Here is a 22,820-nt window from a genome sequence, read left to right as displayed (position 1 = left end):
GGAAAATATATCTTGGTTTTTTGGTTAATAGTCTCTCGAATTCAACTGGAAATTCGTGATTTTGAGGGGCTTAAACATACTATACGAGGAGGATTCACTATGAAGAGCCGTCTGCTCTCCATTCTCATATGGAGCGCAATCTCCGTGCTTGGCGCTGTCGCCTGGGGCTGGCTGGCGCTTTCGCGCGGCGAAGAAATTAACGCGGCGTGGTTGCTGTTTGCCGCTCTAGCGAGCTATGCGGTTGCCTATCGGTTCTACAGCAGATTTATCGCACATAAAGTCTTCAATCTGGATGATAACCGCGCCACTCCCGCCGAGGTACACAATGATGGTAAAGACTTTGTTCCAACAAATAAATGGGTTGTATTCGGTCATCACTTCGCAGCGATTGCGGGTGCCGGCCCGCTTGTCGGTCCGACATTGGCCGCCCAAATGGGATATTTGCCAAGCACCATCTGGATTGTTGCAGGGGTTATCTTGGCAGGCGCGGTTCAGGACTTTGTCATCCTGATTGCTTCCATGCGCCGCAACGGAAAAAGCCTTGGCCAAATCGCAAAAGAAGAAATCGGCCCGGTTGGCGGCTTGATCGCCATGGTTGGTATTCTTGCTATTATGATTATCTTAATTGCTGTATTGGCGCTAGTTGTCGTCAACGCGTTGGCCGAAAGCCCGTGGGGCACTTTCACAATTGCAATGACCATTCCGATCGCGCTGTTTATGGGTGTATATATGCGCTACATCCGTCCGGGGCGTGTCGGCGAAACATCGTTGATCGGGTTTGTGCTAATGATGCTTGCACTTGTAGCTGGCCAATGGGTAGCCGAATCGCCGACTTTGGCTTCGCTGTTCACATTTAGTCCGGAAGCCCTGGCGATTATGATGATCGTATACGGATTTATCGCATCCATCCTTCCGGTATGGCTGCTGCTCGCGCCACGTGACTATCTAAGCTCGTTCTTGAAAATTGGAACCATCGGCTTGCTTGCGGTCGGTATTCTACTCACGCTGCCGAATCTGCAAATGCCGGCTGTTACGAAATTTATCGATGGAACCGGCCCAGTATTTACGGGCAATTTGTTCCCATTCCTGTTTATCACTATCGCCTGTGGTGCCGTTTCCGGCTTCCACGCACTCGTATCAAGCGGTACAACGCCAAAGCTTATCGCGAAAGAAAGCCATAGCCGTATGGTTGGCTACGGCGGCATGTTGATGGAATCTTTCGTAGCCATTATGGCATTGATTGCAGCTACTATTCTTACACCTGGCACATACTTCGCGATCAACAGTCCGGCCGCTGCGATTGGAAACGATGCCATTACAGCGGCGAGAACCATTACCGAATGGGGGTTTTCTGTATCCGCAGCTGATCTGACGCAACTTGCCGAAGACGTGGGCGAAAAAACAATCCTTTCCCGCACAGGCGGCGCGCCTTCGCTCGCGGTTGGTATGTCCGTTATCTTCTCCACCATCATCGGTGGAAAAGCGCTCATGGCGTTCTGGTATCATTTCGCGATCCTGTTTGAGGCCGTGTTTATTCTTACTACGATCGACGCAGGTACCCGTGTAGGCCGCTTCATGGTAAGCGAACTTATCGGAAACTTCGCATCGAAATTCAAAGATACGACCTGGCTGCCGGGTAACATTATTTCCAGCGCCATCATCAGTCTCGGTTGGGGTTACTTCTTATACGCTGGGGTTATCGACCCGCTTGGTGGAATCAAAACCCTCTGGCCATTGTTCGGTATCGCTAACCAGATGCTCGCTGCTATCGCGCTTGTGGTCGGCACAACGATCATCCTGAAAATGGGCAAAAAAGCGTATGCATGGGTTACTCTTGTGCCGCTGGTCTGGCTTACAACCGTCACAATGGTAGCCGCATGGCAGAAGCTATTCCACCCCGATCCGAAAATTGGTTTCCTGTCTCATGCTTCCGCTTTCACTAAAGCGCTCGAACAGGGGCACCTGCCGAAAGGGGTTAAAACGATAGAAGCGGCCAAGCAGATGATTTTCAACGACCGTGTAGATGCTGTCATGACAGCGATTTTCGTCGGAATCGTGCTGGCGCTTATCATCGACTGCCTGCGCACGTGGATTAGCATTCTGCGCGGTACGTACCGTGGTTCGCTGCAAGAGGCTCCTTACGTACAATCAAAAGGCGATGCTTCCCTTTATACATCGCATTCACACACAGCTTAACTGCGTCTCGAGAAAAAAAGGAGGAAAAAGACATGTGGCGTGATGAGTCTTGCCCGCCGCGCATCTACGTTCCGCCGGAAAAAATAAAAGAGCTGTCCGCAAACCACTCATTGATGCGGCGGATTCGCTCAACGTTCCGAATGATTTTCGGCATTCCGGACTATGAACTATATCTCGACTACTGGCACGCGGCGCCGTCGAAAGGCGAAACCGCGCCGCTATCGGAAAAAGAATTTTTCAGACAAGCAATTGAAGCCCGGTACGGCAAAGGAAACGGTACCCGCTGTTGCTGAGTTAACTAACAACCATCCCCTTCTTCCGTTGCTTGGGTTACTTTTTTCGCTTACGAAACAAATTCGAGACCGAAGCGGAGCGAGCAAGCAACGCTTCTTTGCAAGAAAGTAAGCCAGGCCCAGGAAGAAGGGGAGGATTTGTCAACACGCATACAGCTTATTCCACATGAATTTTCAAATGCTGTTTATACGGGGAAAAATCAATTTGCTTCATTTTCAAATGGGCGACCAGAAACTTATGATCGCGCGCTGGTGTCGCCAAAATATATCCTTTAATTACAAGGTCTTTCGTTATTTTTTCTGCTCCTTCCTCAAGCGCCAGCTTGCCAATTTTGGCCGCGATGCTGCGCCGAGCCACATCCCGGAATAGTTTTGGCACCGGTGTAACAAGTTCGTTTAACAGCTCCATCGTATCCTCAGTCCACATCTGTCGGGTTTTCTCAATATAATAGTCTTGCCAGTCCAACTCTGACATCCCATCCTGTTTTGGCATCGCCTTCAAAAACTTGCGGAACATGAAAAAGCCACCGATCGCGAATAGTGAAATAAGAATGATCATCCATACGATAATAAACGAGCCGAACCACGCTGACATTTCTATAATTTCCCCCTTCCCTTTTTGGTGCTTGATTATGACAACTTAATGGCCTTCGATGATTCGACTTACCTTTTATTATGCACCGTTTTATTCCTGCCTGTCTAATAAAATCCATCTGAACATTTTGTTAGCGAACGTGAAATTTTCAAAACTCATGGAAAAGGCAACGTTTGCACACGTCTTGTGAATTTTTCCTCGTTTATTCTTGGAGAGAAAGCATACGTTGCTTCATCACTATAAAGCAACATCTGCTTTCTTATACGATAAAAAAGCAGACCGGAAATATTCCAGCCTGCCTTTCTTGTCGTTATTTCGATAATGAATGAATACCGTGGCCAAGTGCTGCCTCCGCCGCTTCCATCGTTACTTCTGATAGCGTCGGATGCGCGTGGATGGTCAGCGCAATATCTTCAAGTGTCGCGCCCATTTCGATTGCCAGTCCAGCTTCTGCAATTAGGTCGGACGCTTCCGGCCCAACGATTTGTACGCCCAATACGCGGCCATCCTCTTCATTCGCCACCACTTTTACGAAGCCGTCCGCTTCATTTACACTCAACGCGCGGCCATTCGCAGCAAAGGAAAAACGGCCCGTCTTCACTTTATATCCTTCTTCTTTCGCCTGCTCCTCTGTCAAGCCAACGGACGCCATCTCCGGATCGGAGAAGACAACCGCCGGAATCGCCATGTAGTCAATTTCACTCGGCAGTCCGGCGATAACTTCCGCCGCTACTTTCCCTTCATATGAAGCTTTGTGCGCCAAAGCAGGGCCTGCCACCACATCGCCGATCGCGTAGATATTCGGCACATTTGTCCGGCATTGCTTATCCACTTCAATCAAGCCGCGATCCGTCAGCTTCATATTAATGGCTTCAAGGCCAAGCTCATCCGTATTCGGGCGACGACCTACCGTAACCAGGCAGTAATCCGCTTCAAACACTTCTTCTTTGTCTTTAATATTTGCTGTTACTTTTACGCCGTTCTCTGTCACTTCGCTCTTCGTTGCCATCGCTTCGGTATGGATTTCTACACCCAGCTTTTTGAGTTTTTTCCGAACCATTTGCACCATTTGCTTCTCAAAGCCAGGCAAAATGTTAGACATACCTTCAAGTACGGTTACCTTCGAACCAAGCTTCGCGAACACGGTTCCAAGCTCAATTCCAATATAACCGCCGCCGACTACAAGCAGCTTCTCCGGAATATGGTCAAGCTCCAGCGCTTCTGTAGAAGACAGAATGCGTTCGCCAAATGGCAGCGCAGGAATTTCGATCGGACGGGAGCCGGTCGCAATAATGCAGTGATTGAAACGGTAGCGGTTCACGTCATATCCATGAAATACGCGCACCTCATTTTCGCTAACGAACAGCGCCTCGCCAGGAATGATCTCTACGCCGTTTCCTTTCAGAAGCGTCTGGACACCTCCGGTCAGCTTTTTCACGACGCCTTGCTTCCATTCCTGCACTTTCTTCATATCAACAGAGACGCCTTCCACGTTGATTCCGATGTTGCTTGCTTCCTTCGCCTGTTCATACTGCTTTGCCGCAGAAATAAGCGACTTGGAGGGGATACAACCGCGATTCAAGCACACGCCGCCCACTTCCGCTTTGTCTACGATCGCTACTTTTTTGCCAAGCTGGGCGGCGCGAATCGCCGCCACATATCCGCCCGGACCAGCCCCGATAACAAGTACATCGAGTTCCGTTGTAAATTCGCCTACGACCATGCGTTACACCTCCATGACAAGCATTTCCGGATTTTGCAGCAGTTCTTTCACATAATTCACATACAGTTGTGCCATTTCACCGTCAATCAGACGATGATCGAAGCTTAAGGACAGCGCCATCACAGGTGCCACCACAATTTCATCATTCTCGTTCACAACCGGCTTCTTCGTAATGCGGCCTACCCCAAGAATCGCCACTTCTGGGTAATTGATAACCGGTGTGAAGAACATACCACCGGCAGAACCGATGTTTGTAATCGAAAATGTGCTGCCCTTCAACTCATCAGCCGAAGCTTTTCGTTCGCGGGCTTTCGTCGCCAATTCAGAAATTTCGCTTGCGATTTTCCAAATCGGCTTACGATCCGCATCTTTGATAACCGGTACGAGCAATCCTTCATCTGTCGCTGTCGCGATACCAATGTTATAGTACTTTTTGATGACGATTTCATTCGTTTCATCGTCAATACTTGCATTCAATTCAGGGAATTCGCGCAGGCCAGCAATAGCTGCTTTGACGATAAACGGCAAGTATGTCAGCTTAACTTCTTTCTTTGCCGCAATCGGCTTGAAGCGTTCGCGCATTTCCACAAGCTTAGATACGTTCACTTCATCCATAACAGTTACATGCGGCGCAGTGTACACCGACTTTACCATCGCGGTCGCGATTGCTTTGCGAATGCCTTTCAGCGGTCTGCGCTCCTCCAATCCGCCAGGTGCCGCAACTACGGCTGCTGGCGCTTGTTTTTCTTCGACTTTCTGTTGTGCTACTGGAGTTGCTTGCTCTGTTTGAGCCACGCCTGCTGCCGGGGCTTGGCCGCCACCCTTGGCAAATCGCTCTACGTCCTCGCGCGTTACGCGGCCATTTTTGCCTGTACCCTGCACCTGGCGGATATTAACGCCAAGCTCACGCGCCAATTTACGTACGGCCGGAGTCGCGTATACGCGCTTATTCTCATCAACCAGCCCGGTCTGATTTTGTGCAGGCACAGTTTCCACCTTTGCCTGCTCTGTCTGCGCTTTTAACTCTTCACCGGCATTATGTCCGGCTGCGCCCACCGTTTCATTCTTCGGTTCCGGCGCCGCCTCCTGAGCGGGAGCCGCTCCTTCCGCTTCGAACTCTACAAGCACGTCGCCAACCACCGCTACCGTGCCTTCGTCCACTTTGATAGACAGAACTTTACCGGTTACGGGAGATGGAATCTCCACAACCGCTTTATCGTTCTGCACTTCCATAATAATCTGGTCTTCTTCGACATGGTCGCCTTCTTTAATATGCCATTTTACGATTTCGCCTTCGTGAATACCTTCACCGATGTCCGGCATCTTGAACTGGAACGCCATGAATGAAACCTCCTCTTTCGCTTTCTCGCAGGTCGTAATTTAAAATCCGTCATACAATCAACTTAGAAGTCAAGTACTTTATTAAGACCTTCAATTACGCGGGCCGGGTCAGGTAACCAGATATCTTCCGCGGCCGCAAACGGATAAACGGTATCCGGAGACGTTATGCGAAGAACCGGCGCTTCCAGGGAAAGAATCGCTTTTTCGTTAATTTGCGTAATAACTTCCGCGGCAACTCCCGCCTGTTTTTGCGCTTCCTGCACAACAATGGCACGGTTCGTTTTTTCTACGGATTGAATAATGGTTTCTGTATCGATCGGATTTATCGTACGCAGGTCAATCACTTCTACAGAAACGTTACGTTCTTTTTCAATTTGTTCGGCTGCTTTCAAAGATGTTTGTACCATTGCACCATAGGTAATGATAGTTACATCTTTACCCTCTTTCACTACGCTTGCTTTTCCGAGCGGTACTGTATACGAGCCTTCCGGCACCTCCGCGCGGAAAGAACGGTATAACTTCATATGTTCCAAGAAGATGACCGGATCATTGTCGCGAATCGCTGAAATCAACAATCCTTTCGCATCGTACGGATTAGAAGGGATGACAACTTTTACACCCGGCGTTTGTACGAACAAACCTTCCAGGCTGTCGGCGTGAAGTTCTGGCGTTTTTACGCCGCCACCAAACGGAGCGCGGAATACGATCGGAGAATGATAACGCCCGCCGGAACGATAACGCATGCGCGCCGCCTGGGATGCAATGGCGTCAAATGTTTCAAACACAAAACCAAAAAATTGGATTTCAGCAACCGGGCGGAATCCTTGCAGCGCAAGACCAACCGCCATACCTCCAATCGCGGACTCAGCAAGCGGTGTATCGAATACGCGTTCTTCCCCGAATTCTTTTTGCAATCCGTCCGTGGCGCGGAATACCCCGCCATTTACCCCTACGTCCTCACCAAAGACAAGCACATTCGGGTCTTCTCTCATCTCTGTACGCAGCGCGTCGGTAATGGCTTGAATCATCGTCATTTGTGCCATGGCTTAGTTCATCTCCTTCTGCTTATACTCATCGTATTGCTCCTGCAGAGCTGGAGTCTTCTCTTCGAACATAATGTCGATTAAGTCTGTTACTTTTTGCTTCGGCTGTGCATCGGCTTTCTTAATCGCTTCGTTAATTTCCGCTTTCGCCTGCTCAATTACTTTATCTTCTTCTTCTTTGGACCATAGATTCTTGCTCTCAAGATACACACGAAAACGAACGAGCGGATCTTTTTGCTCCCATTCGGTCATTTCTTCCTGTTTGCGGTAACGTGTCGGGTCATCGCCGGCCATTGTATGCGGGCCATAGCGGAATGTCAATGCTTCAATCAAAGTTGGCCCTTCGCCTGCAAGCGCACGCTCTCTCGCTTCGCGCACAGCTTCGTATACGGCAAGCACATCCATACCGTCTATCTGTACGCCTTTAATGCCCGCAGCAGCCGCTTTTGCCGCGATAGATTCCGCCGCAGTTTGTTTGGAGAACGGCGTGGAAATCGCGTAACGGTTGTTTTGCACGAAGAATACGGCCGGTACTTTGTATACACCAGCAAAGTTCAGTCCTTCGTAGAAGTCACCCTGGGACGTACCGCCGTCGCCTATGTACGTAATGGCGATGCGTTTTTCGTTTTTCTTCTTGAACGCCAGCGCTACGCCCATCGCCTGGGTAATTTGTGCAGCGATGATAATTTGCGGCATTAAAACGTTTACACCTTCGGGGATTTGACCGCCGTGGAAATGTCCGCGAGAGTACAGGAACGCTTGATACAGCGGTAATCCATGCCAAACAATTTGTGGAATGTCACGGTAACTCGGCAAAATGAAGTCTTCTTTGGAAAGCGCGCTTTGGCTTCCGATCATGCACGCTTCCTGCCCCGCAACCGGCGCGTAGAAACCGAGACGGCCCTGGCGGTTCAAACTGATTGCGCGCTGGTCCCAAACGCGGGTATACACCATTTTGCGCATTAATTCTTTCAAAGTGGCGTCATCGACTTGAGGCATTTGCTTTGTGTCAGTTACCTTGCCTTCAGGAGAAAGAATTTGTAACATCATGACAACTCCTTTTTTGATAAAATATGAAAAAAAGAAACATTACCAACACTGTAATAGAACAAGTTTACAGTATAACACCTTTTGTTGCACAACAAGTACAGTTTTAGTATTCTTGACTCGCGATGAGTATAGCACTTCCTCTTTATCATGTCCAATTTTTTTTAGCAATACGTAAAAACATTCGGAGGATTGATACATATGGATCAGAAGTTACGCAAGCGGACGATCGTGCGTCGCGAACTTACAAGCTCTTACCTTGGTGAGACGCGTTCCTACAAAGTATATTTGCCACCCAACTACGACCGAAACAAAGCGTATCCGGTACTGTACGCGCAGGATGGCGAGCAGTTTCTCAACTTCGGACGCGGGGCGACCATCGCTCAAGAAATGATTCTGAATGGCAAGCTGTTCCCTTTTATTATTGCCGCTGTTACAGTTTCGCGCGAAAATCGGACAGAAGAATATGGAACCGGACGCAGCCGCAATGCCATCTACAAATCGTTTTTCACAGAGGAACTGCTGCCCGCAGTTGAGGAAGAATTTTCAGCAAGCGACCGTGTGCTTGTTGGCGACTCTCTCGGCGGCACAGTTAGCCTTGATCTCGCACTGGACAGACCCGATCTATTTAATAAAGTGCTGTCACTTTCCGGAGCTTTCTATCCTGATGTAATGAAAGGGGTCCTGCGTAAGCCAGATCTTTCCTACCTCCTCATCTATATGCTTATAGGACTTGAGGAGACAGCGGTTCCAGTCAGCGACGGCAAAACCGTCGACTTCTTAAGCTATAACCGAGAAATGAAGAATCTACTTGAACAACGGGGCGCTTCTGTAACCTATGTCGAAGAAAAAGGTGGGCACGATTGGGGCTTCTGGCAAAGCCAACTTTCTAGTGCATTTTCCTTCTTTTTTGAGGTAAAATAAAATCATGAATTGGACAGAGATTAAAGCGTATTTTTCTGAAGAAAATTTATTGGCGCTACTAGCCAAATACGAATCGCTCGGTCCATTGCCCGGAATCGTTCTTCCCTTTCTAGAAGCGTTGTTCCCGCCTTTCCCGCTGTTTGCGATCGTAGCCGGAAACGCGGCTGCCTATGGGCTTTGGCTTGGTTTTTTGTATTCTTGGCTCGGTGTTTGCCTAGGAGCAGTGTTTGTGTTCTCTATTTGTCGCAAGCTTGGGCGACACCGCTTCTTGAACTTTCTTACCCGCCATCCGAAGGTAAGAGAAGCGATGGAATGGATGGAGCGGCATGGCTTTAGCGCGATTTTTCTTTTGTCGTGTTTCCCGTTTTCACCTTCTTCCCTTATTAACGTGGTGGCCGGATTATCTAACATGCCAATGAGCCAATTCGTGGCCGCGATCATACTGGGCAAAACCATTATGATTTTCATTATGTCCTTTATCGGACACGATGCGATATCGTTTATTGATCATCCATGGAAATTGTTTATTGTGCTTTTCATCATTTTCGTTCTCTGGTACATCGGCAAAAAAGTAGAGATGCGTCTGACAACGATAAAACAGTGATGAAAGAAAAAGTGGTAAACCCTCTAACTCACGGGTTTACCACTTTTTCGTGTGCAACCTAAAGGCGAAACTGCTCCGATCTTACACTCTTCCAATCACGCGGAGCGCTCCGGATAAAAGCCTAACTTTACTAGGGGTTTTGCCGTTTTTTTCACCATCCATATCAATGAATTGCGCAGGGCTGCACGCAATCGTAAGTTCAGATGCTTTAAACCTGAAAATAGCTTCATGTTGAATCGGTTCGCGGCGCAAGTATGATGATGCCACACTCATGATTTCCGATAGTCCAATATTTTCCACAATAATGACTTCAAACTGGCCGCTATTCAATTCCTTGTCGCCAAACAATTCAAGGCCAGCCAACGATTGTCCATTCGCTACATATACCATGACCGCCTCTTTTTGAATCGTTTTGTCTTCCGTCGTAATCGCAACGCGAAATAGGCTATCCGACTGCAAATATTGCAGCGATTTTAAGTAATATGTAAAATGCCGCAAATATGTTTTCGTTTCGTTTTTTATTTCACTGGATACGGTCGAGATTAATCCAACCCCAAAAAAGTTTACAAAATAACGGTCGTTACACCTCCCTATATCGATAGCACACGGCTGTTCCTGCTTCATAAACTCGCACGCTTCCAGCAAGTCGAGCGGCACCTGCATTGTGCGGGCGATATCGTTTGCCGTGCCGCCAGGCACAATTCCGAGGATCGGACGTTTATCAAACCGCATGAGTCCGTTTACCACTTCATGGATCGTGCCGTCACCTCCAGCGGCTACGACTACGTCATATCCTTCGCTTTCTTGAGCCGCGATTCGTTCCGCATGTCCGCCACACAATGTCGGACGGATGGTCAAGTCCCATTTCTCCTGCAATGAACGCGCAATGTCCCCGATCATCTGGCTTACGGTTTCTTGCCCGGCAACCGGATTATATATCAGCAATAACTTCGCTTTGTCGCCTTCCTTACCCATCTTGCTTTTCCCAGCCTTTCCTGCTAATAAACACAACACTTACTACAAATTATTCCCTAAAAAGAAAGCAGCATAATCGTTAACTTTACACTATCTCCCTCCTATTTCCCCTTTTCTCCTCTGTACAAAAAGCAAAACAGCGAACACAGGCGCCTCCTTTCTAAAGAAAGCCGGATGCTTTGTGTTCGCTGCCTTCCATGCAGTATTTAAAGCGCTTATTCATTATGCGCGTTTGCTTTTTTCTCTACATTGCTCCTATATCTGTAAACGGATAAAACCGAAAACGTACCGTTCCTTCAATCGCATCAGCGTCTACAAATGGAGTGGGCCACAGATGCGAATCATAGCTCTCGTTACGATTGTCCCCGAGAAAGAAAAACTTACCCGGTGGAACGGTAACAGGACCAAACTCATAGTTCATCGGTTCTTTGATATACGGCTCATCCACCTTTTGACCGTTACGATACAAAGCGCCGTTCTTGATCTCTATCGTATCACCTCCGATTCCAATCAGCCGCTTAATAAACCTCTCACCCTCCTTCTCCGGAACCGGAGGATAAAAGACGACGATATCGCCTCGCTGTAAATCTTCCGGTCGAATCAATTTATCAACAGCCAATCGATCGTTAATATGAATGGTCGGTAACATAGAACCGCTCGGCACGACGACCGCTTCCCCTATATAGGTGCGAATGGTCAAGCTTAGGACAATGGCTAGCACAATCACAGGTACCCATTCTTTTATCAACTTTCTCATAACAAGAAGCTCCTCCTGTTTCCTTCCCAAAATAAAAAACGATATACTCTGCTTTTCCTCTCAATTTTAAAACAAAAGAAAGATAAAGTAACGATTTTTTTTACTAATCGTTGATAAGACATTCTATTGGGACGGGCCGTTTCATAGGATAGTAGAGAAATTGAAGCGAAAAGAGGTGGTGAATCGCGAAAACAAATAAAAACAAAGGGAAAGCGATGATACAAGTCGGTTTTACGTATATCGGAACAATTGTCGGCGCCGGATTCGCAAGCGGGCAGGAAATTTTCCAATTCATTACACGATTCGGCAGCAAAAGCACCATTATCATCGCTATTAGCATTTTTCTGTTTACTTTAGCGGGGGCGAAAGTCATGCTGCTCGCACAAAAAATCGAAGCATCTTCCTATCATCAATTCAACCACTACATGTTCGGTGAACGAATTGGCAACTGGGTTAACGGATTTATGCTGGTAACCCTAATCTGTATTACCGGAGTGATGCTGGCCGGAACCGGTGCCCTGTTCGAGCAGCAGTTCGGAAGATTCTACCAGATCGGTATTTTAGTTACGGCGATGTTCGTATACATTGTAACCTCCCGCGGTATAGGAGCGGTTATGACCGTTAATTCGTTTGTCGTACCGCTTATGATTAGTTTTACGGGTCTCATTGGCGCCCATACTTTTCTTGCCGAAAACTATTTTTCGGATTCTCCCACGGTTTCGACCACTCCCCTTTGGATTCTGTCACCTTTTTTATACGTCGCCTTCAACATTTCGCTCGCGCTTGTCGTACTCGTACCGATTGGGGGTGAAATACGAGACCGGAATGTGCTAATCGGAGGAAGCATCATTGGGGGGGCCGGGCTTGGCCTGCTGCTCTTGCTGAGCAACTACACGCTTCTTGTCCATAGCGAAGAAGTTTCTGGCGCGGAAGTGCCGATGGCGATGGTTGTTTCATCGTTTGGACCGCTTATGCAGTGGATGTTCAGCGCCATCATTCTAGCTGAGATCTTCACAACTTTGGTCGGAAACGTCTTCGGTGTCACGCGTCAATTGCAAGTTCATTCCGCTTTCGGAAAGGATAGACGCTTCATCATCATCGGTTTGCTCGCGATTTGTTACGTCATTAGTCAGTTCGGCTTTTCCTCTCTCGTACACCGCTTGTATCCGTTGTTCGGATATATAGGCGCCGGTACACTGCTGATGATTTTTATCATGGGAAAAAACAACAAGAAGACGCGGGACGCTTAACATTGCGTCCCGTGTCTTCTTTTGAGCAGAGAAAAGATGAATGGCTCCGTTCCCTGAATAATAACCGGACTTTTATCCGGGTCAAGCCATTTGAGAACCGCGAGCAAATTCGCTCTGGCAAGGGCCACGCAACCCGCCGTATAGCTGGATGGCCCGCGCCAAATATGCATAAAAATCGCGCTCCCTTTTCCCGGCATGATAGGGTCATCGTTGTATCGAATAACAAGCGCGTATTTATAAAGCGGTATTGCTAGTCGTTCAAACGACTTCCATCTTTTTGCCGGGTTTCCTTCGTAATGTACCCACGTATTGTATTCGGGAGAGGTCTTGTCATCCACCCAGTAATCCCGTCTGGTAACAGGGCGGTACGGCATTTTTAGACCGCGCGGCCTTGCCGCTGTACCAAATGCGGTGCCAATTTTGTAAATTCCGGCCGGAGTTTTGCAATCTCCCTCTTTTTTTTGTTCGGGAAGCGCAAACCCATACTTGCCTACTACCGCCGCCATAGGTGCGAGCGCTGGCATCCACTTGCCTGCTGCTATTTTTTCGAACGTCCGCAAGCGGGCGCAACGGCTGTTCCAATCGGGAACAGTAACGACAATGATCTGCCTTACCGTGTCCCCCAGTGTACAGGCCGCATCATCCGTCAACACCATCCGCGCGAAATCTTGCTTCATAAAAGCCACTCTCCCATAAGCAAAACTTGCAGGCAAGCTCCGCGAGCTATTTCCTTGTATTAGAAAGTTTGCACCCTTTACTAAAAACACCGATCATGCGGCCGATGCTTTACTCTTTAAACGATTTGCTTTAGGAATTTTTGCGTTCGCTCATGCTTCGGTGATGTGAAAATTTGCGCGGGATGCCCCTCTTCAATAATATGACCGTCTGCCAGCATAATGACTCTGTCTGCTACCTCCCTGGCAAAGCCCATTTCATGGGTTACAACAACCATGGTCATGCCATCTTTCGCTAATTCTTTCATAACTTGAAGAACCTCACCGACCAGTTCAGGATCAAGCGCAGAAGTCGGCTCGTCGAAAAGCATCACCTTAGGTTCCATGGCCAGCGCCCTTGCGATAGCAACGCGTTGCTTCTGACCACCGGAAAGCTGTTCCGGATAGGCATCCGCTTTATCGCCAAGCCCTACCTTACCGAGTAGTTCCATTGCTTTTTGCTTTGCTTCCGTTTTGCGTTTCTTTTTTACATGAACCGGGGCTTCGATGATATTCTCAATAACAGACATGTGCGGAAATAGATTAAAATGCTGAAATACCATTCCCACTTCCTCTCTTACTTTGTTGAGATTTGTCTTCTTAGGATCAATATATTCCCCATCAATCCAGATCTCGCCCGAATCGGCAACTTCCAAAAAATTCAAACAACGCAAAAGCGTACTTTTTCCCGAACCGCTCGCACCTATTAATACTACAACTTCACTTTTTTGAATATCTAAATTTATATTTTTCAAGACCTGTTGTCCATCGAATGATTTTGTTAAATTTTTTACTTGAATCATGCTGCTCTCACCTCACGCTGCGCCCTTTTACTTTTTCCTTTTCCAACATCTAACTTTTCTTCTACTTTATTTAAAATAATAGTAAAAATAAGTACAAGAACAAGATAATAAATCCCAACCACAAAATACGTTTCAAATGGCATGTAATTTTCTCCTTGGGCTGAAAGCGCAGTATTAAACAATTCGGTAACAGCAATATAAGCGACAAGCGATGAATCTTTTAACCCGATAATAAATTGGTTTCCAAGCGGAGGGATCGCCCGTTTCAGTGCTTGTGGAAAAATAATGCGTCGCATTGCCAGCGCATACGGCATTCCTAATGAACGCGCCGCCTCCATTTGTCCTCTATCGATGGATTGAATGGCCCCGCGAAAAATTTCAGCAATATAGGCTCCAGAGTGAATGCCAAGCGCAAGAGCTCCTGCAGTAAAGTCGCTTAGCGTTACAATGCTTGAAATTCCGTAATATAAGAACATCAACTGAACAATAAGCGGCGTTCCTCGAATAAGCGTAATATATACATCCGCGATTCGCTGTAAAAGCTTGCTGCTAGAAATCTTAAAAAATGCGAAGACAAGTCCAATAATAGTAGCGAATACCAGGGAAACCGCCGTAATCTCTATCGTCACCCAGGAGGCCTTTAAAAAAGCGAGGCCATGCACCTGAAAAATTTGAGCAATATTATTGATAAAGTCCCCCATTTACCTTCTCCTTTCCTGTTAGAAAAAAGATGCGCAGGCAAACGGCGCAACGTTCCCTGCTTATTTTAAAATATTGCGGTTAAACCACTTCATGCTGATTTTTTCGTATGTTCCGTCCGCGATCATATCAGCCAACGCTTTGTTCATCTGTTTGAGCAACTCTGTATTTCCCTTGTTAACAGCCATGCCGATTTTATCTTCGTACAAAAGTTCACCGACAGGCTTAATTTTTAGATGCTGCTCATTCATCGCGTTGATTCCTACCATTTTATCGGTAATCACAGCATCAAGACGGCCTGGTGGCAAATCTTGCAATGCATACACATCGCTCGGAAAACTTTTGATTTTTTTCGTATACTTTTCGGCCAAAACCTTAAAAGTGCTTGACTGCACAACCCCGATTACCTTATCTTTCAAATCTTCTTTTGATTTAATAGTATTATTTGATTCGGCTACGAAAATTTGAGCGCCCGATATGTAATATGGGTCTGTAAAATCAACCTGTGCGGCGCGCTCCGGAGTAATGGACATACTGCCGATAATTGCGTCATACTTATTTCCTTTTAATCCCTGAATGATCGTTTCCCAAGGATTTGTAACCGCTTTCGGCTTAAGGCCCATACGCTTTGCAAGCTCATTGCCAATGTCTACGTCAAATCCCGTTAACTGACCGTCTTTCTTAAAGTTAAACGGTTTGTATAAACCGCTGGAAGCAAAAACTAATGTTCCTTCTTCTACCAATTTCATTTTTGTCCCCTGCGCCTTATTCTCTCCCGTAGATTGATTGGAAGCCGTTTCTTTTGCTCCTTGCGAAGAGTTGCAACCCGTTAATACTAGAAAACATAATAAAGCGCAAGTCATTAAAATACTCGTTAGCCTCTTCATATTTCCCCCTCTTTATTACCTTTAATTTAATTTTTCATTCAGTTTTTTTTATATTATAAATTTTTTGTTCATTTTAATATAATCAAAATACACAAAAAATATAGTTATATTTTATACACTATGTACAAAAAAATGATTTTTTTAAATTATTATTCTTTTTACTCTTCAATAAAGCGCAAAAAAGTATCAATATAATGAAAGATTAAATGATTTCGATAAGAAGGAGTGAATATGTTTTATGCTATCCTGCTACGAAGACATACTTTCTTTAACAAAAGAACTGGTACGTACTGAAAGCATTGTAAATACGGAAGGAGAGCAAGTGCTTGCGGAGCAACTATATAACATGATTAAAGCTTGGCCTTACTTCAGACATCATCCAGAACAAGTCATCTGTGCGCCTACGGTTCATGACACAAGCAAACGTTCCAATGTGCTAGCTTGCGTGCGGGGCACAAAAACAGAAAGCCCACGCACCGTAATTTTGATGGGACATTTCGATACGGTCGGCATCGATGACTTCGGTTCGCTCAAAAACAAAGCCTTTCAGCCGGATAAACTCATGCAAGCGCTCCGAAATGAAACTCTTCCTCCCATAGTCAAAGAACAACTAGAATCGGGTGAATGGTTGTTCGGTCGCGGTGTACTCGATATGAAAAGCGGAGTCGCAAGCAACCTATACCTGCTTCGTTATTATGCAGAACATCCAGAGGAACTGGCGGGAAATCTGGTGCTGATCGCAGAATGTGATGAGGAAGACAGTTCACACGGTATACTGTCTGCACTAAGAAACCTAAAGGAATGGAGGGAAAAATACGGATTCGAATACATAGCAGCTATCAACTCCGATTTTGTGTCCTCACGTTCCGAAGGAGATGAAACCAGGTATGTATACAAAGGCACTGTAGGAAAGCTGCTTCCTTCTTTCTTCATTACGGGAGCAGAAACACACGTTGGAGCCTGCTTTGAGGGATTGGATCCAAACTTCATCGCTTCGGAGTTGACAAGGCAAATCGCCTATAATCCGGAATTGTGCGATGAAGCGCACGGCGAAATCCCTGCGCCGCCCGTTTCCTTAAAACAAATGGATTTAAAACCTTCTTACACGGTTCAAACTGCGCTAGCCGCTTATGTATATTACAACTTTCTCATATATTCTTGGTCGCCAAAAGATGTCCTGAAAAAACTAAAAGAACAGGCCAAAATCGCGTTTGATAACGCGCTACGCCTGTTTGCGGAACGTTATAAAGCATACTGCAAGCGTAGCGGGGAGCCATACAAAGAAATTCCGTGGACAAGCCGTGTGTATACATATGAAGAAATGAACGATATGTTGAAAAACGAATGGGGAGACAAATATATTCACCATATGACCGCCTATAAGGAACAGTTGCTTTCCGATACAAGCCTGGACAGTCGAATGTACGCGGCACGCGTCGTTGAAGAAGCTTGGAAATGGATGAAAGATAAAAGTCCGGCCATTATTGTATTTTATTCGTCCCTCTACTCGCCACGCGTAGAATTAACCGACAAGACAGAAAACGAACGCAATTTGAGCGCGGCGCTTGCGCGCGCAATCGAATATGTGCAGCCGTACTATCCGTATCCGATTCGTATCCGCCATTTCTTCCCGTTCATTTCTGATATGAGCTTTGTGGCGCTAAGCGATGACGAAGAAAGCATTCGGTACGAAGCGGCTAACAATCCCGCCTTTGGACAAAAATACACGGTCGACTACAAAGCGATCCGAGAACTGAACGTTCCTGTTATCAATGTCGGGCCATACGGATACGATGCCCATAAAAAATACGAACGAGCAGAAATGAAATTTTCATTTGAAATCGTTCCAAACATTACAAACTATATTATCCGTTATCTGCTCAACTAAAAAACTCGCGGGCTGTTCCTGCCTTTCCCCAACCAAGACAGGGCAGCCTCGCGAGTTTTTTAAATTATTATTCGTACTTAAAGCCTTGCCGATCGAGCATAGGGCGTACTTTAGGATAGTAAATTTGCTTGTAGAACGCGGAGACGGTCTGCGACCAATTGCGCGTCTCCTGTCCCCCTGTCCGCTCGCTCATATATTTGGACATTTGCTCATCGTATTGCTCGATTAAACCGCGCAAATCTCGATTATATTTTTCTTGATGGTATACCGCTTCGCGTGGCAAACGCGGTTTCAGCGCGGAAGGATCGGCCGGATGCCCGACCACGAGACCGGCTACCGGAAATACGTATTCCGGAATATCAAGCAATTCTATCAACTCCTGCGGATTTCGGCGCGCACCGCCGATCGGCACGATGCCAAGCCCCATGGACTCAGCGGCAGCAATGGCGTTACCCATGGCAATCCCTACGTCGGAGGCGCCTACAATAACCGATTCAATGCTGTCTGTAATAACAAGCTCTTCGCCATTCAATTCAGCTGCGATTTTGGCGCGGTAGAAATCAGCGCAGAACAAGAGAAATACAGGCGCTTGATCAACCCAGAGCTGATTGCCAACCAGCTCAGCAATTTTTTTCTTCTTCGCCGGATCTTTTACGCAAATCACAGTAACCTGCTGGCCATTAATGGATGAAGGGGCTGCCTGTACTGCCTGTATAATAGCGTCAAGTTGCTCATCTGTAACCGGCTCGTTCGTATAACTGCGAATCGAACGGTGGTTGGTCAACGTTTTTATCACTTCATTCACTGTTTCTTCCTGCCTTTCCTATTGTTATCTAAATACTACTCTAAAATATAGTACTTACTTTAGTCAAGAAACATGTTTTTTATTATAAAATAAAAACGCCTGCGGACAAAAGCCGCAGGCGCGTCCCCGTATTTACTATTCCCATTCCAATCGGGACAAAATCCGGTATTTGAACAAACTTAACAAAAAGATAACGTAGTAATCCGCACGGACAATAACGTGATACTCATTGTTCCGATGCGTATAAAATAACACATCCGTATGCACGGTGTCATTAGAAAAATACGCCCGTACTTTGCGCAAGGCCTGCAAGTATTGGGCAGGATTTTTTATCTTAATGACAAATTCTTTGTCATTCCCGTTCTTGTGCTCCTGAATATCAAGACCTTCCTTATCATACTCATAGCGAACCATTCGTTAACCCCCATCTTACATTAAATAACGGACGTATACATACACCGTGGAAATAATGATGGAAAGAATCATGAGCGGAAAGCCGACCAGCAAAAATTTCACGAACGAAATATGATGTCCTTCTTTGCTCGCCATACCGGCGACAATCACATTGGCGCTAGCGCCAATGAGCGTCCCGTTCCCGCCTAGGCACGCACCAAGCGCCAATGACCACCACAACGGCTCCAAATCTGTAAGGCCCATTTTCCCCATCTCCTGAATCATTGGAATCATGGTAGCAACAAATGGGATATTATCCACAAATGCAGAAGCAATGGCGCTCATCCAAAGAATGAGCATCGCCGTAGCCGTGATGTCTCCGCCAGTAAGCGCGATGGCTTCCTGCGCCAATTTGGCGATAACGCCCGTTTCCACAAGTCCAGACACAAGCACAAACAATCCAACAAAAAAGAAAATCGTCGTCCACTCCACACGGGTAAGCGCATCTTCCAAATAGTGCTCCCCTGTAATCAAAAGCAGAAGAAACGCGCCGGTAAGCGCGACAGTTGCCGACTCAAGGTGAAACGACTGATGGACAAAGAAGCCCCCGATCGTTAAAGCGAGAACAGCCAGACACTTTTTAAGCAACACCGGATCGGCTAGTTCGTCTTTCGCATTCATCTCCATCAGTTCCTGCTTTAATTCTGGCGTTGTCTTTAATTGCCTTCGGTACCAAAGCGCAAGAATTCCTACTGTAGCAAACAAAATAACGAGTACAACCGGAGTTAGATTCATAATAAACGCCATAAATGTAAGCTCTTTCACAGCACTGCCGATCATAATGTTCGGCGGATCTCCAATCAGGGTCGCCGTTCCCCCAATGTTGGATGCTAACACTTGCGTCAACAGGTATGGAATCGGGGGGACACGCAGCTGTCGGGTAATACTAAACGTAACAGGCACCATCAACAGAACGGTTGTCACGTTATCAAGAAAAGCAGAAGCAATGGCGGTAATCAGCCCCAGAGCTACAAGAATGCGTACGGGATCCCCTTTCGCTTTTTTTGCAGCCCAGATAGCAATGTACTTAAACAGCCCGGTCTGCGCCGTAATCGTGACAATAATCATCATCCCGGTCAGTAAGCCAAGCGTATTGAAATCAACATGATGTAGTGCTGTTTCCTGATCGACAATTCCAAATATGATCATCATAATAGCGCCAAGCATGGCGACAATGGTGCGATGAATTTTCTCAGAAATAATCAACGCATATGTCACTAGAAAAATTACGATTGCGTAAATTGCTTGCTGTTCCATATACTCCCCCTACATCTTCGGTGACATCTTCGTTTACCGTTTACTCAGCATAACTAAAATTTTATTATACTCTATATGACATCAAAAATAAATATTTTCTTTTGCAAAAGATAAATAATTACAAAAAGAAAGAACAATCTTTCTTATCTAACAACCGCTTTTATCATACCTTTTGCTTTTTTTTCATAAATTGTTTGGAATTTATAGTATAGTAGTGTATAGATTTTTGTTTTTATTTTTGTTTATAGTCTGGAGGATGTTTTATGGAACAGGTTAGTGTGGAAATGCTGCTGTTTATTATGGCAGCCGGTTTTCTGGCGTCGTTTATCGACTCCGTGGTCGGCGGCGGCGGATTGATTTCGATCCCGGCACTGCTATTGACCGGGCTTCCATCCACCGTCGTACTCGGCACCAATAAGCTCGCGAGTACCATGTCTTCATGCACAAGCACCCTTTCTTTCATCCGATCGGGAAAAGTAAACATAAAGCTTGTCGCCTGGCTGTTTCCGCTTTCGCTCGTCGGCTCAGCGCTCGGCGCCTATACGGTCACAAAAATTCCGCCTGAATTTCTAAAACCGCTTGTGATCATTCTCTTGATTCTTGTCTCCATTTATACACTCTTTAAGAAAAATTGGGGCACAGAATCTACATACAAAGGTCTTACCAAAGGCCTCGCCCTATTCGCGATTATAACTGCGTTTGTCATCGGGTTCTATGACGGTTTCTTCGGTCCTGGAACCGGATCGTTTTTGCTATTTTCATTTTTGCTGATGGGGTTCGATTTTGTCGGCGCGGCAGGCAACGCTAAAGTGCTAAACTTCGCCAGCAATATCGCCGGCTTGGTTACCTTTATGGTACTCGGTTCCGTGAATTACCAATATGGCATTCCGATGGGGCTTGCAATGATTGCTGGTGCACTTGTCGGGACACAGGTCGCCATCCGCAAAGGAGCTGCTTACGTCAAACCTCTGTTTATCAGCATAACAGCCCTGCTTATTGGAAAACAGATCTGGGATATGCTCCATTAACCGTAGCATTCAAACAACAAAGGTGCTTCCAGCAGAATCGCTTGGTTCTGGTTATAAATCAAGTCGAATTGTTCAAGCGGTACGGGATTTACACCGACGCCGACTTCGACTGTGTAACCCGGACGACGGTACTGCTGGATGAACCAGTCTTTGTACCCAGCAAAACTATCCGCTGTATGCACTGGTGTATACGTGCTCACCACCTGCATCCGCCGTACAATTTCTTCGCTGCCCGGCGGCTCCAAATGCTGAAACCCCCAGAAAATGACCTGCCCTTGCGAATGGTAGGCCAGTACCCCCAGAAAATCGCGGCTTTTTGTAAATTCGTACACCGCGCGCGCTTCCGGCTCCGACAGCGGATAAGGCCCTCCGTAATGACGGGGTGCAGGCGCCTTGGGACTTGTTTTCGCTTCCTCTTCCCATAATGCCGGCCACTGATGGTTTAAATCCACCCCGCGAACGTTGGCCGTCCAGCCCACAAAGTTGTGAGAGCCGTTGTTGATCGCCAGCACTTCCTGATAATGCGGATGTGAAGGATCAATCCCAAGCAACGACAATTCTACCCCGTCCGGGTTCACCATCGGAACGATCCAAATGGTAAACCTGTGCAGCAAATCCATCACATCGTAGCCGCGTAAATATTCTTTTCGCGCATATGCCCGCGCTGTGTCCTCTACGAACTTCATGAGAACAGTCGCCGTAATCCACTCATTGGCGTGCCATGCACCGCTGTAAAATACCTCCTTTTCCCCACTTCCAAGCTGGAGCGCGCAAATCGGCTTGCCCATCACCGAACGCCCGATAATATGGGTTTTCAAACATGGGTATTTGTCCCGCAAAGCTTCCGCATCTCGTACCACATCCTCAGGCGTATACTCTTCATTTGTCCGTACAATTTCCTCGCTCCGGGGATTCGGGATTACGAGCACATCCCCCGGCTTAAGCACCTCTTCTCGCTCCAGGGATGGGTTTGCAGCCTGCAAGTCCCCTAGTGATAAGCCAAATATTTGTGTAATAAAATAAAGAGTATCACCGGGTTGCACTTCGTACTTTGTCGCAGTTTCCGGAACGGTAAGCACCTGCCCGGGGATCAGGTATCCCCTCCGTTCCAATGCCGGATTGGTACCAAGCAAGACGGTAACGCCGATTCCTAGGCGGTTTGCAATTTTCCGTAGCGTATCTCCTCTACGCACCACATATCTCATAAACATCCCCCTCCCTATTTGCGCGCTCCGATAAAAATGCAAGCTAACCCTAGGAAAATCCAAAAAATCTTTGCCAGACTTACCCGATCCGCCATTCCGGCAAGCCCGATCGTAGTTGTCAATAGCAACACAAACGGACCGACCAGCGCCAAGCCGGAATTCACAAGCAAAGCTTTCTCCACTTCGTTCACTTTAATAATTAACAATGCCGCCAAAATTTCCAGCGAACCGGACAAAAGACGCAGCGATGCCATGCCGATAATTGCTTTTTCCAGCAATAGACCTCCCTCCTCTCTTTTCAACGTATGCATGTATGGCGGTGAATAGTCGTCAT

The 22,820-nt window shown here is 46.8% G+C and carries 23 protein-coding genes; 7 read left to right on the top strand and 16 right to left on the bottom strand.

The window, feature by feature from the left end:
- Nucleotides 1-99 precede the first annotated feature (99 nt).
- Both BLR88_RS13615 and BLR88_RS13610 read left to right on the top strand, forming a co-directional pair.
- The gene (locus BLR88_RS13615) at nt 100-2,196 is read left to right on the top strand and encodes a carbon starvation CstA family protein (protein WP_057898031.1); all 2,097 of its coding nucleotides are present in this window, start codon (nt 100-102) and stop codon (nt 2,194-2,196) included.
- A gap of 32 nt (nt 2,197-2,228) precedes the next feature.
- Complete coding sequence (locus tag BLR88_RS13610; protein ID WP_057898030.1) at nt 2,229-2,489, top strand: CstA-like transporter-associated (seleno)protein; 261 nt, start codon at nt 2,229-2,231, stop codon at nt 2,487-2,489.
- Nucleotides 2,490-2,646: 157 nt separating this feature from the next.
- Here BLR88_RS13610 and BLR88_RS13605 read toward each other — a convergent pair whose 3' ends face one another.
- The 5 genes from BLR88_RS13605 to pdhA form a co-directional block, all read right to left on the bottom strand.
- The gene (locus BLR88_RS13605) at nt 2,647-3,084 is read right to left on the bottom strand and encodes a DUF2621 family protein (protein ID WP_057898029.1); all 438 of its coding nucleotides are present in this window, start codon (nt 3,082-3,084) and stop codon (nt 2,647-2,649) included.
- Between the two features lie 310 nt (nt 3,085-3,394).
- The gene (gene lpdA / locus BLR88_RS13600; RefSeq protein ID WP_057898028.1) at nt 3,395-4,807 is read right to left on the bottom strand and encodes a dihydrolipoyl dehydrogenase; all 1,413 of its coding nucleotides are present in this window, start codon (nt 4,805-4,807) and stop codon (nt 3,395-3,397) included.
- Between the two features lie 3 nt (nt 4,808-4,810).
- The gene (locus BLR88_RS13595; RefSeq protein WP_057898027.1) at nt 4,811-6,148 is read right to left on the bottom strand and encodes a dihydrolipoamide acetyltransferase family protein; all 1,338 of its coding nucleotides are present in this window, start codon (nt 6,146-6,148) and stop codon (nt 4,811-4,813) included.
- A gap of 62 nt (nt 6,149-6,210) precedes the next feature.
- Complete coding sequence (locus BLR88_RS13590; protein WP_057898026.1) at nt 6,211-7,191, bottom strand: alpha-ketoacid dehydrogenase subunit beta; 981 nt, start codon at nt 7,189-7,191, stop codon at nt 6,211-6,213.
- 3 nt (nt 7,192-7,194) lie between these two features.
- Nucleotides 7,195-8,241 (bottom strand): pyruvate dehydrogenase (acetyl-transferring) E1 component subunit alpha, encoded by a 1,047-nt coding sequence (pdhA, locus tag BLR88_RS13585; RefSeq protein ID WP_057898025.1) that lies wholly within the window; start codon nt 8,239-8,241, stop codon nt 7,195-7,197.
- A gap of 198 nt (nt 8,242-8,439) precedes the next feature.
- On the opposite strand from pdhA, the gene BLR88_RS13580 reads away from it, so the two are divergent.
- Entirely contained in the window at nt 8,440-9,162 is a 723-nt protein-coding gene (locus tag BLR88_RS13580; protein ID WP_057898024.1) for an alpha/beta hydrolase, read from the top strand.
- Between the two features lie 4 nt (nt 9,163-9,166).
- A complete protein-coding gene (locus tag BLR88_RS13575; RefSeq protein WP_057898023.1) occupies nt 9,167-9,766 on the top strand; it encodes a TVP38/TMEM64 family protein in 600 nt (199 codons plus the stop codon).
- Nucleotides 9,767-9,847: 81 nt separating this feature from the next.
- Here the strand turns inward: BLR88_RS13575 and BLR88_RS13570 are convergent, their stop codons facing one another.
- Both BLR88_RS13570 and lepB read right to left on the bottom strand, forming a co-directional pair.
- Complete coding sequence (locus BLR88_RS13570; RefSeq protein ID WP_057898022.1) at nt 9,848-10,741, bottom strand: diacylglycerol/lipid kinase family protein; 894 nt, start codon at nt 10,739-10,741, stop codon at nt 9,848-9,850.
- Between the two features lie 244 nt (nt 10,742-10,985).
- Nucleotides 10,986-11,498, bottom strand: a complete 513-nt coding sequence (lepB, locus tag BLR88_RS13565) for a signal peptidase I (protein ID WP_057898021.1) — start codon at nt 11,496-11,498, stop codon at nt 10,986-10,988.
- Nucleotides 11,499-11,713: 215 nt separating this feature from the next.
- On the opposite strand from lepB, the gene BLR88_RS13560 reads away from it, so the two are divergent.
- The gene (locus BLR88_RS13560; RefSeq protein ID WP_057898020.1) at nt 11,714-12,748 is read left to right on the top strand and encodes a YkvI family membrane protein; all 1,035 of its coding nucleotides are present in this window, start codon (nt 11,714-11,716) and stop codon (nt 12,746-12,748) included.
- On the opposite strand, the gene BLR88_RS13555 is transcribed toward BLR88_RS13560, so the two are convergent.
- The 4 genes from BLR88_RS13555 to BLR88_RS13540 all read right to left on the bottom strand — a co-directional run bounded on the left by BLR88_RS13555 (nt 12,745) and on the right by BLR88_RS13540 (nt 15,850).
- Nucleotides 12,745-13,425: a L,D-transpeptidase family protein gene (locus BLR88_RS13555; RefSeq protein ID WP_236781970.1), complete on the bottom strand. Its 681-nt coding sequence runs from the start codon at nt 13,423-13,425 to the stop codon at nt 12,745-12,747. The genes BLR88_RS13560 and BLR88_RS13555 overlap by 4 nt on opposite strands.
- A 116-nt stretch (nt 13,426-13,541) precedes the next feature.
- The gene (locus tag BLR88_RS13550) at nt 13,542-14,264 is read right to left on the bottom strand and encodes an amino acid ABC transporter ATP-binding protein (protein ID WP_057898019.1); all 723 of its coding nucleotides are present in this window, start codon (nt 14,262-14,264) and stop codon (nt 13,542-13,544) included.
- Nucleotides 14,261-14,965: an amino acid ABC transporter permease gene (locus BLR88_RS13545; RefSeq protein ID WP_057898018.1), complete on the bottom strand. Its 705-nt coding sequence runs from the start codon at nt 14,963-14,965 to the stop codon at nt 14,261-14,263. Before BLR88_RS13545 ends, BLR88_RS13550 begins: the two co-directional genes overlap by 4 nt.
- A gap of 60 nt (nt 14,966-15,025) precedes the next feature.
- Nucleotides 15,026-15,850 (bottom strand): ABC transporter substrate-binding protein, encoded by an 825-nt coding sequence (locus BLR88_RS13540; RefSeq protein ID WP_057898017.1) that lies wholly within the window; start codon nt 15,848-15,850, stop codon nt 15,026-15,028.
- Between the two features lie 238 nt (nt 15,851-16,088).
- On the opposite strand from BLR88_RS13540, the gene BLR88_RS13535 reads away from it, so the two are divergent.
- Nucleotides 16,089-17,738: a M20/M25/M40 family metallo-hydrolase gene (locus BLR88_RS13535; protein ID WP_057898016.1), complete on the top strand. Its 1,650-nt coding sequence runs from the start codon at nt 16,089-16,091 to the stop codon at nt 17,736-17,738.
- Between the two features lie 67 nt (nt 17,739-17,805).
- On the opposite strand, the gene BLR88_RS13530 is transcribed toward BLR88_RS13535, so the two are convergent.
- The 3 genes from BLR88_RS13530 to BLR88_RS13520 all read right to left on the bottom strand — a co-directional run bounded on the left by BLR88_RS13530 (nt 17,806) and on the right by BLR88_RS13520 (nt 20,253).
- Nucleotides 17,806-18,543 (bottom strand): NADPH-dependent oxidoreductase, encoded by a 738-nt coding sequence (locus BLR88_RS13530; protein ID WP_057898015.1) that lies wholly within the window; start codon nt 18,541-18,543, stop codon nt 17,806-17,808.
- Nucleotides 18,544-18,678: 135 nt separating this feature from the next.
- Nucleotides 18,679-18,957, bottom strand: coding sequence for a hypothetical protein (locus BLR88_RS13525; RefSeq protein WP_057898014.1), 279 nt, complete (start codon nt 18,955-18,957; stop codon nt 18,679-18,681).
- A gap of 15 nt (nt 18,958-18,972) precedes the next feature.
- Nucleotides 18,973-20,253, bottom strand: a complete 1,281-nt coding sequence (locus BLR88_RS13520; protein WP_057898013.1) for an ArsB/NhaD family transporter — start codon at nt 20,251-20,253, stop codon at nt 18,973-18,975.
- 263 nt (nt 20,254-20,516) lie between these two features.
- Here BLR88_RS13520 and BLR88_RS13515 point away from each other — a divergent pair, with 263 nt between their 5' ends.
- Entirely contained in the window at nt 20,517-21,281 is a 765-nt protein-coding gene (locus tag BLR88_RS13515; protein WP_091260903.1) for a TSUP family transporter, read from the top strand.
- Here BLR88_RS13515 and BLR88_RS13510 read toward each other — a convergent pair.
- Both BLR88_RS13510 and BLR88_RS13505 read right to left on the bottom strand, forming a co-directional pair.
- Entirely contained in the window at nt 21,278-22,486 is a 1,209-nt protein-coding gene (locus BLR88_RS13510) for a M14 family metallopeptidase (RefSeq protein WP_254778319.1), read from the bottom strand. The two genes, BLR88_RS13515 and BLR88_RS13510, sit on opposite strands and share 4 nt — an antisense overlap.
- 14 nt (nt 22,487-22,500) lie before the next feature.
- Nucleotides 22,501-22,764, bottom strand: a complete 264-nt coding sequence (locus tag BLR88_RS13505; RefSeq protein ID WP_057898010.1) for a YqhV family protein — start codon at nt 22,762-22,764, stop codon at nt 22,501-22,503.
- Nucleotides 22,765-22,820 lie beyond the last annotated feature (56 nt).

The sequence above is a fragment of the Aneurinibacillus thermoaerophilus genome, assembly GCF_900099925.1.
Taxonomy (GTDB): domain Bacteria; phylum Bacillota; class Bacilli; order Aneurinibacillales; family Aneurinibacillaceae; genus Aneurinibacillus; species Aneurinibacillus thermoaerophilus.
Note: the sequence above shows the minus strand (reverse complement) of the source record. Positions and strands in the feature narration are given on the sequence as shown.